The 15,561-nt window shown below is 56.9% G+C and carries 13 protein-coding genes and 1 tRNA gene; all 14 read right to left on the reverse strand.

The genetic code is table 11. From position 1 onward, the window contains the following. On the reverse strand, nucleotides 1-101 hold a 101-nt coding region (locus DET50_RS18935; protein ID WP_197409296.1), incomplete at its 3' end, for a GTP-binding protein. Nucleotides 102-135: 34 nt separating this feature from the next. After that, nucleotides 136-2,241 carry an elongation factor G gene (fusA, locus tag DET50_RS18940; RefSeq protein WP_113864266.1) on the reverse strand — a complete coding sequence of 702 codons (2,106 nt, stop codon included), beginning with the start codon at nucleotides 2,239-2,241 and terminating at the stop codon, nucleotides 136-138. Between the two features lie 18 nt (nucleotides 2,242-2,259). Continuing rightward, nucleotides 2,260-2,730, reverse strand: coding sequence for a 30S ribosomal protein S7 (gene rpsG / locus DET50_RS18945; protein ID WP_008940668.1), 471 nt, complete (start codon nucleotides 2,728-2,730; stop codon nucleotides 2,260-2,262). 115 nt (nucleotides 2,731-2,845) lie between these two features. After that, nucleotides 2,846-3,220, reverse strand: a complete 375-nt coding sequence (gene rpsL, locus DET50_RS18950; protein WP_008174844.1) for a 30S ribosomal protein S12 — start codon at nucleotides 3,218-3,220, stop codon at nucleotides 2,846-2,848. A 165-nt stretch (nucleotides 3,221-3,385) separates the two neighbouring features. Then, entirely contained in the window at nucleotides 3,386-7,600 is a 4,215-nt protein-coding gene (rpoC, locus tag DET50_RS18955) for a DNA-directed RNA polymerase subunit beta' (protein WP_113864267.1), read from the reverse strand. Nucleotides 7,601-7,676: 76 nt separating this feature from the next. Next, nucleotides 7,677-11,753, reverse strand: a complete 4,077-nt coding sequence (rpoB, locus tag DET50_RS18960) for a DNA-directed RNA polymerase subunit beta (protein ID WP_113864271.1) — start codon at nucleotides 11,751-11,753, stop codon at nucleotides 7,677-7,679. Between the two features lie 241 nt (nucleotides 11,754-11,994). Next, nucleotides 11,995-12,372, reverse strand: coding sequence for a 50S ribosomal protein L7/L12 (gene rplL / locus DET50_RS18965; protein ID WP_113864268.1), 378 nt, complete (start codon nucleotides 12,370-12,372; stop codon nucleotides 11,995-11,997). 39 nt (nucleotides 12,373-12,411) lie between these two features. Beyond that, the gene (rplJ, locus tag DET50_RS18970) at nucleotides 12,412-12,942 is read right to left on the reverse strand and encodes a 50S ribosomal protein L10 (RefSeq protein WP_092006908.1); all 531 of its coding nucleotides are present in this window, start codon (nucleotides 12,940-12,942) and stop codon (nucleotides 12,412-12,414) included. Nucleotides 12,943-13,165: 223 nt separating this feature from the next. Further along, nucleotides 13,166-13,864: a 50S ribosomal protein L1 gene (gene rplA, locus DET50_RS18975; RefSeq protein WP_113864269.1), complete on the reverse strand. Its 699-nt coding sequence runs from the start codon at nucleotides 13,862-13,864 to the stop codon at nucleotides 13,166-13,168. 1 nt (nucleotide 13,865) lies between these two features. Continuing rightward, entirely contained in the window at nucleotides 13,866-14,297 is a 432-nt protein-coding gene (gene rplK, locus DET50_RS18980) for a 50S ribosomal protein L11 (RefSeq protein ID WP_008940662.1), read from the reverse strand. Between the two features lie 101 nt (nucleotides 14,298-14,398). Next, complete coding sequence (gene nusG, locus DET50_RS18985) at nucleotides 14,399-14,932, reverse strand: transcription termination/antitermination protein NusG (protein WP_092006913.1); 534 nt, start codon at nucleotides 14,930-14,932, stop codon at nucleotides 14,399-14,401. Nucleotides 14,933-14,945: 13 nt separating this feature from the next. Continuing rightward, a complete protein-coding gene (gene secE, locus DET50_RS18990; RefSeq protein WP_113864270.1) occupies nucleotides 14,946-15,314 on the reverse strand; it encodes a preprotein translocase subunit SecE in 369 nt (122 codons plus the stop codon). A 33-nt stretch (nucleotides 15,315-15,347) separates the two neighbouring features. Next, nucleotides 15,348-15,423, reverse strand: a tRNA-Trp gene (locus tag DET50_RS18995). Between the two features lie 43 nt (nucleotides 15,424-15,466). Then, the coding region (locus DET50_RS19000; RefSeq protein ID WP_207545791.1) for an EF-Tu C-terminal domain-related protein at nucleotides 15,467-15,561 on the reverse strand (95 nt) is incomplete at its 5' end.

The raw sequence follows: 15,561 nt of genomic DNA on the forward strand, positions 1-15,561 counted from the left end.
CGAGTCAGAGCAGCGGTCAGAGTGGTCTTACCATGGTCAACGTGACCAATAGTACCCACGTTTACGTGCGGTTTACTACGCTCAAATTTTTCTTTAGACACGGTTACACCTCTTCCTGTTACTTAAGTCCTGGGATCAACCCTTTTTAATGATCGCTTCGGCAATGTTCGAAGGAGCTTCCATGTAGCGGGAGAACTCCATCGCATAAGACGCCCGGCCCTGTGTTGCAGAACGCAGGTCGGTGGCGTAACCGAACATCTCCGACAACGGAACTTCAGCACGGATGATCTTGCCCGACGGGCCTTCTTCCATGCCCTGCACGAGGCCACGACGACGGTTCAGGTCGCCAACCACGTCACCCATGTATTCTTCAGGGGTGACCACCTCTACCTTCATGACCGGCTCAAGAAGGGCAGGATTCGCTTCGAGGGCGCCTTTCTTCATCGCCATGGAACCGGCGATCTTGAAGGCCATCTCGTTGGAGTCAACGTCATGGTAGGAACCATCGTACAGAACAGCCTTGATACCCAGCAGCGGATAGCCGGCCAGACAGCCGTTCTGCATCTGCTCCTCGATACCCTGCTGAACTGCAGGGATGTATTCCTTCGGAACCACACCACCAACGATCTCGTTCACGAAGATAAAGTTTTCGCCATCCTCGTCATCCAGAGGCAGCGGCTCCAGCTTCACCTTGACGTGACCGTACTGACCGCGACCACCAGACTGACGTACAAACTTGCCTTCGACGTCCACCGGCTTGCGGATGCACTCACGGTAGGCCACCTGCGGCTTACCAATGTTCGCTTCCACCTTGAACTCACGCTTCATACGGTCAACGATGATGTCCAGGTGAAGCTCACCCATACCGGAGATGATGGTCTGACCGGATTCTTCGTCGGTGCGAACACGGAAAGAGGGATCTTCCTGGGCCAGCTTGCCCAGAGCAACACCCATCTTCTCTTGGTCGGCCTTGGACTTCGGCTCCACCGCAACGGAGATTACCGGCTCCGGGAATTCCATGCGCTCGAGAATGATCTTGTGGTTCTCGTCGCACAGGGTGTCACCAGTGGTCACACTCTTGAGGCCGATGGCTGCGGCAATATCACCCGCCAGAACCTCTTTGATCTCCTGACGCTCTTTAGAGTGCATCTGAACCATACGGCCGACGCGCTCTTTCTTGCCCTTCACGGAGTTGTAAACGGCATTGCCGGATTCCAGCTTGCCGGAGTAAACCCGGAAGAAGGTCAGGGTACCAACGAACGGGTCAGTGGCGATCTTGAACGCCAGCGCCGCGAACGGAGCGTCGTCATCAACCGGACGGGTTTCTTCGGTGCCTTCGTCATCAACTTCACCACGAATGGCCTTGACCTCATCCGGCGCAGGCAGAAACTCGATAACAGAGTCCAGAACCGCCTGAACACCCTTGTTCTTGAACGCAGAACCACAGGTGGCAACAACGATTTCGTTGGCCAGGGTACGCAGACGCAGCCCCTTCTTGATCTCGTCAATGGACAGCTCACCCTCTTCGAGGTACTTCTCCATCAACTCTTCATTGGCCTCTGCAGCGGCTTCAACCATCTGCTCGCGGTACATGGCGACTTCGTCTTCCATTTCCGCAGGAACATCTTTCTGCTCGTAGGTTGCACCAGAGTCAGCTTCGTTCCAGTAGATAGCCTTGTTACGGATCAGATCCACAATGCCGGCAAACTCGTCCTCAGCGCCGATCGGCAGCTGAATGGGAACGCAGTTCGCGCCCAGACGGTTCTTGATCTGATCAACAACACGCAGGAAGTTGGCACCGGCACGGTCCATCTTGTTGACGAACACCATGCGGGGAACTTCATACTTGTTGGCCTGACGCCATACAGTCTCGGACTGAGGCTCAACACCGGAGGAACCACAGAAAACGACCACAGCACCGTCGAGCACACGCAGGGAACGCTCTACCTCGATAGTGAAGTCAACGTGCCCCGGGGTGTCGATGATGTTGATCCGGTGCTCAGGGTACTGCTTGTCCATGCCCTGCCAGAAAGTAGTGGTCGCAGCAGAGGTAATGGTGATACCACGCTCCTGCTCCTGCTCCATCCAGTCCATGGTAGCGGCGCCATCATGAACTTCACCGATCTTGTGGGAAATACCTGTGTAGAACAGGACCCGCTCGGTGGTAGTGGTTTTGCCCGCATCAACGTGCGCACAAATACCAATGTTTCTGTATCGCTTGATCGGAGTCTTGCGTGCCACGATATAAACCTCGGCTGATTAGAAACGGAAGTGAGAGAACGCCTTGTTGGCTTCTGCCATGCGGTGAACGTCTTCACGCTTCTTCACAGCGGCACCTTTGCTGTCTGCCGCGTCAAGGATCTCGCCTGCCAGACGCTGCGCCATGGATTTCTCACCGCGCTTCCGGGAAAATTCTACGAGCCAGCGCATGGCCAGCGCGTTCTGACGGGAAGGCCGTACTTCCACGGGCACCTGGTAGGTAGCACCACCCACACGACGGGACTTTACTTCTACCATCGGCTGGATGTTTTCCAGGGCCTTCTCGAACATTTCGAGCGGCTCTTCCTTGGATTTGTCGGCAACAATGTCGAGCGCGCCATAAACAATGCGCTCTGCAACGGATTTCTTGCCGCTTTCCATCACGTGGTTGATGAACTTGGCAAGCCGTGCACTGCCGAATTTGGGATCGGGAATAATCTCCCGCTTAGCTGCAACTCTTCTTCTAGGCATCGATAAGCCCTTATATATCTAAAAGGTCTTCAGGAACCCCTGAGATAGCAAAATGCTACTCAGCCTTACTCTTACCGTTCTGACAAGCAACGATAAAAGACACCCGTGCGGGACATCAGGACTTGGGTCGTTTTGCACCGTACTTGGAGCGGCCCTGCTTACGGTTCTGAACACCCTGGGTATCCAAAGTACCGCGAACAGTGTGATAGCGCACACCCGGAAGGTCCTTTACTCGACCGCCACGGATCAGCACAACACTGTGCTCCTGAAGGTTGTGACCTTCACCACCAATGTATGAGGAAACCTCGTAGCCGTTGGTCAGACGAACACGGCACACTTTACGCAGTGCTGAGTTCGGCTTCTTCGGCGTTGTGGTGTACACACGAGTGCACACACCACGGCGCTGAGGACAGGCCTGGAGCGCGGGAACGTCGCTCTTGGCTACCTTGCGCTTACGAGGCTTACGCACCAACTGATTAATCGTTGCCATGTAAGCAAACTCCAAAAAACCATACCAATGAAACTTACCCCCTGTGCAGGGGGTAAAATTTAAGGGACGCAAGTGTAAGCCCGCGCCCCGGGTCAGTCAAGATGACTGATCTCTTTTTAACCACCTCACGGGTAGGTATCTACCCGGAGGTGGCAACGACGAAACTCAGCTTTCGCGGTTGAGTTCGGCGCTCAGAGCTTCTTCGACATCCGCCGCAGTCACGCCCTGCTCTTCCAGTTCGCGCTTACGACGGCGCTCACTGTGGTAAGCCAGACCGGTACCAGCCGGAATCAGCCGACCAACCACCACGTTTTCCTTCAGGCCGCGCAGGTAATCACGCTTGCCGGTAACCGCACCTTCGGTGAGGACCCGCGTGGTCTCCTGGAACGAAGCCGCGGAAATGAACGACTCGGTGGCCAGGGAGGCCTTGGTGATACCCAGCAGCAGGCGCTCGAACTTGGCCGGCTCCTTGTCTGCGGCATCTGCCTTCTCGTTCTCTTCCAGCACCTGGGTGATTTCCACCTGGTCACCGGAGAGCAGAGTGGTGTCGCCCGGATCGGTGATTTCCACCTTACGGAGCATCTGGCGAACGATAACCTCGATGTGTTTATCGTTGATGACAACACCCTGGAGACGGTAAACGTCCTGGATTTCGTTGGTGATGTACTTGGCCAGCTCGACCACACCCAGCAGACGCAGGATGTCGTGCGGGTTGGACGGACCGTCAGAGATCACCTCGCCCTTCTCAACGGTTTCACCTTCGAACACGTTGAGCTGGCGATGTTTGGGAATCAGTACCTCGTACGGATCGCCATCCCTCGGGGTGATCACCAGGCGCTTCTTGCCCTTGGTTTCCTTGCCGAAGGAAACGGTACCGCTGATTTCCGCCAGGATGGAGGACTCCTTCGGACGACGGGCTTCGAACAGGTCGGCAACCCGCGGCAGACCACCCGTGATATCCCGGGTCTTCGAGCTTTCCTGCGGAATCCGCGCAACCACGTCACCCAGTTCCACCTTGGCCCCATTGGCCATGGTTACCAGTGCGTTGGCTGGCAGGAAGTACATAGCGGTCGCGCCACCAGGCAGCTCGACATCGTTACCAGCTTCATCCAGAAGCTGGATGGCCGGACGGATATCTTTACCAGCTGCAGGACGATCCTTGGGATCGATCACTTCCATGGTGGAGAGGCCGGTAAGCTCGTCGGTCTGGGTCCGAACAGTAATGCCCTGTTCCATGTTGACGAACTTGGCCACACCCACGGATTCGGCGATGATCGGGTGGGTATGCGGATCCCACTTGGCCACCACGACACCGGCCTCAACCGCATCGCCGTTCTTCACGGACAGCACGGCACCGTATGGCAGCTTGTACCATTCGCGCTCACGACCCTGGTCGTCGGCAATAGCCAGTGCGGAGGAACGGGAAACCACCACCAGGGAACCGTCGGTCCTCTCGATGGACTTCAGGTTGTGCAGGCGGACCGTACCGCCGTGCTTGACCTGAATGTTGTCCACGGCAGACGCCCGGCTTGCGGCACCACCAATGTGGAAGGTCCGCATGGTCAGCTGGGTACCCGGCTCACCGATGGACTGTGCCGCGATAACGCCCACAGCCTCACCCACGTTGACCTGATGGCCACGGGCCAGGTCACGGCCGTAACACTTCGAGCAGATACCGTAGCGAGTCTCACAGGTGATCGCGGAACGCACCCAGACCTCGTCCACACCGGCGCGCTCGATCATCTCGATGGTCTTCTCGTCGAGCAGCGTACCTTCAGGAACAACCGCATTTTCCTTGTCGGTCGGCGTGAATACGTCACGCGCAGTTACACGACCAAGGACACGATCGCCCAGCGGAACCACGACGTCGCCGCCTTCAATGTGCGGCGTCATCAGCAGACCTTCGTCGGTACCACAATCTTCCTCGGTCACCACCAGATCCTGGGATACATCCACCAGACGGCGGGTCAGGTAACCGGAGTTGGCCGTCTTCAGGGCGGTATCTGCCAGACCCTTACGCGCACCGTGGGTCGAGATGAAGTACTGCAGTACGTTCAGACCTTCACGGAAGTTCGCGGTGATCGGAGTCTCGATGATGGAGCCATCCGGCTTGGCCATCAGACCCCGCATACCCGCCAACTGACGGATCTGGGCCGCGGAACCCCGCGCACCGGAATCGGCCATCATATAGACGGAGTTGAACGACTCCTGCATCAGGTACTCACCGTCCTCACCTTTGACAGGCTCGCCTTCAGGGCCGATTACCTGCTCTTTGGCGAGGCGCTCCATCATGGCCTTGGAGACCTTGTCGTTGGCACGGGACCAGATGTCGATCACCTTGTTGTACTTCTCGCCCTGAGTCAGCAGACCGGACGCGTACTGGTTCTCGATGTCCTTGACCTCTTCAGAGGCGGCATCGACCATCTCGTACTTCTCCGGCGGAATCTCGAAATCGTTGAAACCGATCGAAATACCCGAACGGGTCGCATAGTGGTAACCCATGTACATCAGCTGGTCGGCAAAGATAACGGTGTCCTTGAGACCGGCATCGCGGTAACAGGTGTTGATCAGTGCGGAGATCGCCTTCTTCACCATCGGCTTGTTAACCAGCTCGAATGGCAGGCCATCCGGCACGATATCGAACAGCAGCGCACGGCCGACGGTGGTGTCGACGATGTCGTAACTCTCGGTGCGCTCGCCATCCTCACCGATGGCAACCTGCTTGACGCGGACCTTGACCTTCGCCTGCAGATCAACCTTGCCGGCACCGTAGGCACGATGCGCTTCTTTGACATCGGAAAACACCATGCCCTCGCCGAGCGCCGCATGACGCTCCCGAGTCATGTAGTACAGGCCAAGTACCACGTCCTGGGACGGCACGATGATCGGCTCGCCGTTGGCCGGGGACAGCACGTTGTTGGTGGACATCATCAACGCACGGGCTTCGAGCTGGGCTTCCAGGGTCAGCGGTACGTGTACCGCCATCTGGTCACCATCGAAGTCGGCGTTGTAGGCCGCACACACCAGCGGGTGCAGCTGGATGGCCTTACCTTCGATCAGCACCGGCTCGAACGCCTGGATACCCAGACGGTGCAGGGTCGGCGCACGGTTGAGCATGATCGGGTGCTCACGGATGACTTCGTCCAGGATATCCCAGACCACGCCTTCCTCGCGCTCGACCATCTTCTTGGCGGCCTTGATGGTGGTCGCCAGGCCGCGGTGCTCCAGCTTGGAGAAAATGAACGGCTTGAACAGTTCCAGCGCCATCTTCTTGGGCAGACCACACTGGTGCAGGCGCAGGTAAGGACCGACCACGATCACGGAACGACCGGAGTAGTCCACACGCTTACCAAGCAGGTTCTGACGGAAACGGCCCTGCTTGCCCTTGATCATGTCGGCCAGGGACTTCAGCGGGCGCTTGTTGGTGCCGGTGATGGCACGGCCACGACGGCCGTTGTCCAGCAGCGCATCAACCGCTTCCTGGAGCATCCGCTTCTCGTTACGCACGATGATGTCCGGAGCATTCAGCTCCAGCAGGCGCTTGAGACGGTTGTTCCGGTTGATCACCCGACGGTACAGGTCGTTCAGGTCGGAGGTGGCAAAACGCCCACCGTCCAGCGGTACCAGCGGACGCAGATCAGGCGGCAGAACCGGCAGCACGGTCATGACCATGTCGCCCGGCTTGTTACCGGAGTACAGGAAGGCCTCAAGGATCTTCAGGCGCTTGCTGAACTTCTTGATCTTGGTTTCGGAGTTGGTCTGGGGAATCTCTTCCCGCAGCGCATCCACTTCTTCCTGCAGGTCAATATCTTCCAGCAGCTGCTTGACCGCTTCGGCACCCATGCGGGCGTCGAACTCGTCACCGAACTCTTCCAGGGCCTCGTAGTACTGCTCATCGTTCAGCAGCTGCCCCTTCTCCAGGGTAGTCATACCCGGGTCGATAACGATAAAGGATTCGAAATACAGAACCCGCTCGATATCACGCAGGGTCATGTCCAGCATCAGGCCGATGCGCGACGGCAGTGATTTCAGGAACCAGATATGGGCAACCGGGCTGGCCAGCTCGATGTGACCCATGCGCTCACGACGCACGCTGGCCAGGGCAACTTCAACGCCGCACTTCTCGCAGATCACACCGCGATGCTTGAGGCGCTTGTACTTGCCGCACAGACACTCGTAGTCCTTGATCGGGCCGAAAATCTTGGCACAGAAAAGACCGTCACGCTCCGGCTTGAAGGTACGGTAATTGATGGTCTCAGGCTTTTTCACTTCGCCAAAGGACCATGAACGAATCATGTCAGGCGACGCCAGGCCAATGCGGATGGCGTCGAATTCCTTGCTCTGATTCTGGCTCTTGAGAAGATTCAGCAAATCTTTCATCAGTAAAAGCTCCGGATGGCGTTAATCTCGGGCGGGCACCCGCGGTGCCCGCTCACGCTGCCAAAAACAATTCGGCTCACTCGGATTCCAGCTCGATGTCGATACCCAGCGAGCGGATCTCCTTGACAAGAACGTTGAAGGATTCGGGCATGCCCGGCTCCATGCGATGGTCACCATCGACAATGTTCTTGTACATCTTGGTCCGACCGTTTACGTCATCAGACTTGACGGTGAGCATCTCCTGCAGCGTATAGGCTGCACCGTAGGCCTCAAGGGCCCACACTTCCATCTCACCGAAGCGCTGGCCACCGAACTGCGCCTTACCACCCAGCGGCTGCTGGGTTACCAGGCTGTAGGAGCCGGTGGAACGTGCGTGCATCTTGTCGTCGATCAGGTGGTTCAGCTTCAGGATATACATGTAGCCGACTGTGACCGGGCGATCAAACATCTCGCCGGTACGGCCGTCGTACAGGTTAACCTGCCCGCTGGTATCCATGTCCGCCAGTTCCAGCATGCGCTTGACCTCGGCTTCCTTGGCACCGTCGAACACCGGCGTTGCCATCGGCACACCGTTACGCAGGTTGCCGCACAGCTCCAGGATCTCCTTGTCGCTGAGGGAATCCAGATCCACCTTGAACACTTCATCCGAGTGATTGTAGATCTCGTCCAGCAACTGGCGCAGCTCAGCGATCTTGCGCTGCTCGTCCAGCATCCGGCTGATCTTCTCACCCAGGCCCTTGGCTGCGGCACCCAGATGCGTCTCGAGAACCTGACCAACGTTCATCCGCGAAGGTACACCCAGCGGGTTCAGAACTATGTCAACCGTGGTGCCGTGCTCGTCATACGGCATGTCCTCAATGGGCATGACCGCAGAGATAACACCTTTGTTCCCGTGACGACCGGCCATCTTGTCACCCGGCTGGATACGACGCTTGATCGCAAGGTAAACCTTGACGATCTTCAGAACGCCCGGTGCCAGATCGTCGCCCTGCTGCAGCTTGGACTTCTTGTCCTCGAAACGGGCCTCGTGCTCCTTCTTGCGGTCCTCAAGGCCCTGCTCGGACTTCTCGAGCAGTTCGTTCAGGCTCTCGTCTTTCATCCGGAGCTTGAACCAGTCCGACCGCGGCAGCTCGGCCAAGTAGGATTCTTCCAGGGTCGCGCCTTTCTTCAGGCTCGGGCCGCTGATCACTTCCTGCCCTTTCAGAGCATTCATCAGACGCTCGAAGGTCGCACCTTCAACAATGCGGTATTCGTCTTTCAGATCCTTGCGGTACTTGTCCAGCTGCTCTTTCTCGATGGACAGGGCACGCTGGTCTTTCTCGATTCCGTCACGGGTGAAAACCTGGACGTCGATAACGGTACCGCGGGTGCCGGTCGGCACACGGGAGGAGGTGTCCTTAACATCGGACGCCTTCTCACCGAAGATGGCACGCAGCAGCTTCTCCTCCGGGGTCAGCTGGGTTTCACCCTTCGGTGTCACCTTGCCAACCAGGATATCGCCGGGCCCTACTTCAGCACCGATATAGACAATCCCGGACTCATCCAGCTTGGACAGCGCGCTTTCACCCACGTTCGGGATATCTGCGGTGATTTCCTCACTACCCAGCTTGGTGTCCCGAGCCACACAGGTCAGTTCCTGGATGTGGATGGTGGTCAGGCGGTCTTCCTGCACCACTTTCTCGGAGATGAGGATGGAGTCCTCGAAGTTGTAACCGTTCCAGGGCATGAACGCGATGCGCATGTTCTGACCCAGGGCCAGTTCACCCAGATCCACGGACGGACCGTCTGCCAGCACGTCACCGCGGGCAATCACGTCACCCTGGCGCACAATGGAACGCTGGTTGATACAGGTGTTCTGGTTCGAACGGGTGTACTTGGTGAGGTTGTAGATATCCACACCAGCATCACCGGCCTCGGTTTCCTGGTCGTTAACACGAACCACGATACGGGCTGCATCGACGCTCTCGATGACCCCACCACGACGGGCCGTGACACACACACCGGAGTCCTGAGCCACGGTACGCTCAACACCGGTACCTACCAGAGGCACCTGGGACTTCAGGGTCGGGACCGCCTGACGCTGCATGTTCGCGCCCATCAGGGCCCGGTTGGCATCGTCGTGCTCCAGGAACGGAATCAGCGACGCTGCCACCGACACGACCTGGCGCGGAGACACGTCCATGAAGTTGACCGCTTCCGGCGGAGCCACGGTAAATTCATTCAGGTGACGTACGGTAACCAGTTCGTCAGTCAGTCGCTTGCTTTCGTCGGTTGCCGCGCTGGCCTGGGCGATAACGTAGTTGCTCTCCTCGATCGCGGAGAGGTAAACCACCTCATCGGTCACCACGCCTTCAACCACCTTCCGGTACGGGCTCTCGAGGAAGCCGTAGGAGTTGGAGCGGGCGTAGGTTGCGAGTGAGTTGATCAGACCGATGTTCGGACCTTCCGGCGTCTCGATCGGGCACACGCGGCCATAATGGGTCGGGTGCACATCCCGAACCTCAAAGCCTGCACGCTCACGGGTCAGACCACCCGGGCCCAACGCCGAGATACGACGCTTGTGAGTCACCTCGGACAGCGGGTTGTTCTGATCCATGAACTGGGACAGCTGGCTGGAGCCGAAGAACTCCTTCACCGCAGCTGCTACCGGCTTGGCATTGATCAGATCCTGCGGCATCAGGCCTTCACTTTCAGCCAGGCTCAGGCGCTCACGTACTGCCCGCTCAACCCGGACCAGGCCAACCCGGAACTGGTTCTCGGCCATTTCACCCACGCAGCGAACACGGCGGTTGCCCAGGTTATCGATATCATCGACCTGACCCTCACCATTACGGATGGCAATCAGGGTCTTGAGAACGTCGATGATGTCCTCGTGGGTCAGAGTACCCTCGCCGGTGCTCTCTTCACGACCCAGACGACGGTTCAGTTTCATCCGGCCAACCGCGGAGAGGTCATAACGCTCGTCGGAGAAGAACAGGTTGTTGAACAGGTTCTCCGCAGACTCCTTGGTGGGCGGCTCGCCCGGGCGCATCATGCGATAGATTTCCACCAACGCTTCCAGCGGGGTCCGGGTCGGGTCGATACGCAGGGTATCGGACATGAACGGACCGCAATCCAGGTCGTTGGTGTACAGGGTTTCGATTTCCTTCACACCGGCGTCGAGGATCTTGGTAACCACTTCCTCGGTCAGCTCGGTGTTACACTCCACCAGAACCTCACCGGTGGACTGGTCGATCATGTCCTTGGCCAGGACACGGCCGTAAAGGTATTCGGTCGGCACTTCCAGTTCGCTGATACCGGCTTTTTCCAGCTGCTTGATGTGGCGAGCGGTAATCCGGCGACCTTCCTCGACAATCACGTTACCGTCATTGTCCTTGATGTCGAAAGTCGCAATGTCGCCACGCAGACGGCTGGGCACCAGCTCCAGCTTGCAGGTTTCTTCGCCCAGGGAGAACTTACTGGTATCGAAGAACATTTCCAGCATTTGCTCGGAGGTATACCCCAGGCCACGCAGCAGGATAGACGCAGGAAGTTTCCGGCGACGGTCGATACGAACAAACACGCTGTCTTTCGGATCGAACTCGAAGTCCAGCCAGGACCCGCGGTAAGGAATCACCCGGGCCGAGTACAACAGCTTGCCGGACGAGTGGGTCTTGCCCTTGTCGTGATCGAAGAACACACCCGGGGAACGGTGGAGCTGGGAAACAATAACGCGCTCGGTACCGTTGATAACGAAGGTACCGTTCTCGGTCATCAGGGGCATTTCGCCCATGTAGACTTCCTGCTCTTTGATGTCCTTGATCGCCTTGTTGGACGATTCCTTATCGTAAATGATAAGGCGGACTTTCACGCGCAGCGGCGCTGCATAGGTTACGCCCCTAAGCTGGCATTCCTTGACGTCAAATACCGGCTCGCCGATACGATAGCTCACGTACTCGAGCGCGGCATTGCCAGAGTAACTGACAATCGGGAATACGGATTTGAATGCTGCGTGAAGACCGGTTTCCCGGCGATCTTCAGGAGCGGCTTCCATTTGCAGGAAGTCCCGGAACGAATCCAGCTGAATAGACAGCAAATAGGGGACGTCCATCACGGAAGGCAATTTACTAAAATCTTTGCGAATCCGCTTTTTCTCAGTGTAGGAGTAAGTCATCTGCATTCCCCAGCTTTAGACCTGATACCTGGTATCAAGAAGCAACCATTGTTCTGCTTCGGGGCCGAATTGCTCGGCTTATCGCGCCGTCTTGAACAAGACTCTGGCTGTAGGTTATAGATCTGACATCAACCTTTTAGTGCACACCAGACTCTATAGCATATACAACAGAAAAAGGCCGGTGGCCCAAAGCCACCAGCCTATCCATGCTTAATGCACGGTGTCGATCAACAGCCGACTCTTACTTGAGCTCAACAGAAGCGCCTGCTTCCTCAAGCTTCTTCTTGGCTTCTTCAGCGTCGTCTTTGCCAGCCGCTTCCTTAACAACGGAAGGAGCGCTGTCGACCATTTCCTTAGCTTCTTTCAGACCCAGGCCGGTCAGTTCACGAACAGCCTTGATGACGTTTACTTTCTTCTCACCGGCGCCGGTCAGAACAACGTCAAATTCGGTCTTCTCTTCGGCGGCAGCCGCCTCGCCACCTGCAGCGGCCGGAGCGGCAGCAACAGCAGCTTCAGCAGAAACGCCGAACTTCTCTTCCATAGCTTCAACGAGCTCAACAACTTCCATTACGCTCATTTCAGCAATTGCATTCAAAATATCGTCTTTAGACAGAGCCATGACTTTCTCCCAAAAATGTAAAAATGGTGTTCAACAGAATCAAGCAGCTTCGCGCTTCTGGTCGCGGACTGCAGCTACAACACGCGTGATCCGTCCCGGAATATCGTTCAGGCTGCGTGCGAGCTTGGTAACTGGTGCCTGTGTAACAATGGCCAGCTTGGTCAACGCTTCATGCAGCGTCGGCAGCTTGGCAAGGCGATCAATCTGATCCGCGCCCATCAGCTCACCGCCGACAGCCAGACCCTTGATTTCGAACGCCTCTTTCTCTTTGGCAAAATCCTTCAGTAGACGCGCTGCCGCGCCCGGATCTTCCATTGAGAAGGCCAGAATGGTCGGACCAACCAGAGCTTCGTCAATGCACTCGAACTCGGTACCACGAATGGCGATCTTGGCCAGGTTGTTACGAACAACCTTCAGACGCACATTCTCGGCACGAGCCTTGGCACGAAGCGCGGTCATGTCACCGGAGGTGACACCGCGATAGTCAGCCATAACCACAGACAGAGCAGTACCAGCAGTCTCGTTGACTTCAGCGACGATCGCTTTCTTGTCTTCGAGTCTAATTGCCACTGGTTTTCTCCTCGATTTCGCCAGCTCTTGCCGGCAAACCCATCATTGCCCTTGCGGGCGCCTTAACGGTGTTTGGGTTCAGAGAGAACGTCTTCACACCGTCTGCGCAGGCGTTGCTTTAACCCTTGTGGCGTCTCCGGCGAACCGGAAACGCCTCGGGGGCCTGCGGTCTTTGACAGCCTTGGCTTCCGCCCAGACTACAAAGTAACCATCGATCAAAGGATCAAATAGCGAGACCGCTCTGATCGATAGTCAGGCCAGGACCCATGGTGGACGAAATGGTGATCTTCTTCAGATACACACCCTTCGACGACGCGGGCTTGGCCTTTTTCAGATCTGCCACCAGAGCTTCAAGGTTTTCCTTGATGTTCTGGGCAGAGAATTCAACATTACCCAGCGGGGCATGGATGATGCCGTTCTTGTCGGTACGGTAACGTACCTGACCGGCCTTGGCGTTCTTGACCGCGGTTTCAACATCCGGAGTCACGGTACCAACCTTCGGGTTCGGCATCAGGCCACGAGGACCAAGGATCTGGCCCAGCTGACCAACAACACGCATGGCATCCGGAGTGGCGATAACCACGTCGAAATCCATGTTGCCTTTCTTGACTTCTTCAGCCAGATCTTCCATACCGACAATGTCGGCACCGGCAGCACTGGCCTTCTCGGCATTCGCACCCTGGGTGAACACGGCAACGCGAACGCTCTTGCCAGTGCCGTGGGGCAGAACAGTGCTGCTGCGGACAACCTGGTCGGATTTACGTGCATCAACGCCCAGGTTAACGGCTACGTCGACAGACTCCTTGAACTTCACGTTCTGGCCCAGCTCGGCCAGCAGCGCGACGGCCTCGTCAACAGAGTAGGCGCGGGTGGAGTCGACTTTTTCACGAATCAGCTTCTGACGCTTGCTCAGCTTTGCCATCTTAGAGGCCCTCCACGTTCAGGCCCATACTGCGGGCTGTTCCGGCAATGGTACGAACCGCTGCATCCATATCGGCCGCAGTCAGATCCGGCTCCTTGGTTTTGGCAATTTCCTCGAGCTGCTCACGGGTCACGGTGCCGACCTTGTCGGTGTTCGGACGACCGGAACCGCTCTTGATGCCAGCTGCTTTTTTCAGCAGAACCGGAGCAGGCGGAGTCTTGGTAATGAAGGTAAAGCTGCGGTCACTGTAAACAGTAATAACAGTCGGAATCGGCAGACCCGGCTCCATACCCTGAGTCTGGGCATTGAACGCCTTGCAGAATTCCATGATGTTTACACCACGCTGACCCAGTGCAGGACCAACGGGGGGACTCGGGTTGGCCTGGCCGGCAGCAACCTGAAGCTTGATGTAGGCTTCGATCTTCTTTGCCATGTTAAATCTCCTGTGGGTTCAGACGCCTTTCGGCTCCCCTTATCAGACACAAAAAGCCCGCGTCGCCATAGCGCGCGAGCTTTCAGCTTGACAGCAGCTGATTAGTCTTTTTCGACCTGCCCGAACTCCAGCTCGACCGGAGTGGAACGACCGAAGATCAGAACAGCCACTTTGACTCGACTCTTATCGTAGTCGACTTCTTCAACCACACCATTGAAGTCCGCGAACGGCCCCTCAACGACGCGTACAATCTCACCCGGTTCAAACAGGGTTTTGGGCTTGGGCTTATCGGCGCCGCTTTCAACGCGACGAAGAATGGCCTCTGCCTCACGCTCTGTAATCGGCGCAGGCTTATCCTTGGTGCCACCAATGAAACCCAGGACCCGCGGGGTATTCTTGACAAGATGCCATGTTGCATCGTCCATTTCCATCTGGACGAGTACGTATCCCGGATAGAATTTCCGCTCGCTCTTACGCTTTTTGCCATCGCGCATTTCGACGACTTCCTCGGTCGGAACCAGGATCTCGCCAAATTTGTCTTCCATGCCTTCGAGCGCAACACGCTCTTTCAGAGTGCGCATTACGTGCTTTTCAAAGCCAGAATACGCATGAACCACGTACCAGCGCTTAGCCATTGCCCACTCCTGTTTAACCAATAAATCCGGCGACCAGCCAACTGATCAGCGAGTCCATACCCCACAAAATCAGCGCAACAACCAGCACAAAAACCACAACAATCAGCGTGGTCTGGACAAGTTCCGGCCTGGTGGGCCACACAACCTTCCGGATTTCGACCCGAGCCTCTTTAAGCAGCGTCGCAAAACGGCGACCGCGATCGGTCTGCAAGGCAACGAAGGCCGCCACAATACCGAGACCTACGAGAGCCAGCACCCGATACAGAAGAGATTCGGCACTGAAATACTGGTTACCGACAACACCGACGGCAATCAGAACAAAAACAACCAGCCATTTCAGAGGATCGAAACGGCTGGTTGACTGAACGGCTTTTGACTCCATAGGAATCAGCTTATGTATCCGGATGTTAAAAAATGGCAGGCCAGGAGGGAATCGAACCCCCAACCTGCGGTTTTGGAGACCGCTGCTCTGCCAATTGAGCTACTGGCCTGCACCGAAACAACTCAGTGCAACTACAATCGAGCAACCGAAGGTTACTCGATGATCTTGGAGACCACGCCGGCACCAACGGTACGGCCGCCTTCGCGGATCGCGAAGCGCAGGCCATCTTCCATGGCGATCGGAGCGA

Source organism: Marinobacter pelagius (genome assembly GCF_003315345.1).
GTDB lineage: Bacteria > Pseudomonadota > Gammaproteobacteria > Pseudomonadales > Oleiphilaceae > Marinobacter > Marinobacter pelagius_A.

What these genes read in the sequence shown, in the direction of transcription:
- rpsG (WP_008940668.1), bottom strand. Translation starts at nt 2,730, where the DNA reads ATGCCTAGAAGAAGAGTTGCAGCTAAGCGGGAGATTATTCCCGATCCC.
- rpsL (WP_008174844.1), bottom strand. Translation starts at nt 3,220, where the DNA reads ATGGCAACGATTAATCAGTTGGTGCGTAAGCCTCGTAAGCGCAAGGTA.
- rplA (WP_113864269.1), bottom strand. Translation starts at nt 13,864, where the DNA reads ATGGCAAAGCTGAGCAAGCGTCAGAAGCTGATTCGTGAAAAAGTCGAC.
- nusG (WP_092006913.1), bottom strand. Translation starts at nt 14,932, where the DNA reads ATGGCTAAGCGCTGGTACGTGGTTCATGCGTATTCTGGCTTTGAAAAG.
- rplK (WP_008940662.1), bottom strand. Translation starts at nt 14,297, where the DNA reads ATGGCAAAGAAGATCGAAGCCTACATCAAGCTTCAGGTTGCTGCCGGC.
- secE (WP_113864270.1), bottom strand. Translation starts at nt 15,314, where the DNA reads ATGGAGTCAAAAGCCGTTCAGTCAACCAGCCGTTTCGATCCTCTGAAA.
- rpoC (WP_113864267.1), bottom strand. Translation starts at nt 7,600, where the DNA reads ATGAAAGATTTGCTGAATCTTCTCAAGAGCCAGAATCAGAGCAAGGAA.
- rpoB (WP_113864271.1), bottom strand. Translation starts at nt 11,753, where the DNA reads ATGACTTACTCCTACACTGAGAAAAAGCGGATTCGCAAAGATTTTAGT.
- rplL (WP_113864268.1), bottom strand. Translation starts at nt 12,372, where the DNA reads ATGGCTCTGTCTAAAGACGATATTTTGAATGCAATTGCTGAAATGAGC.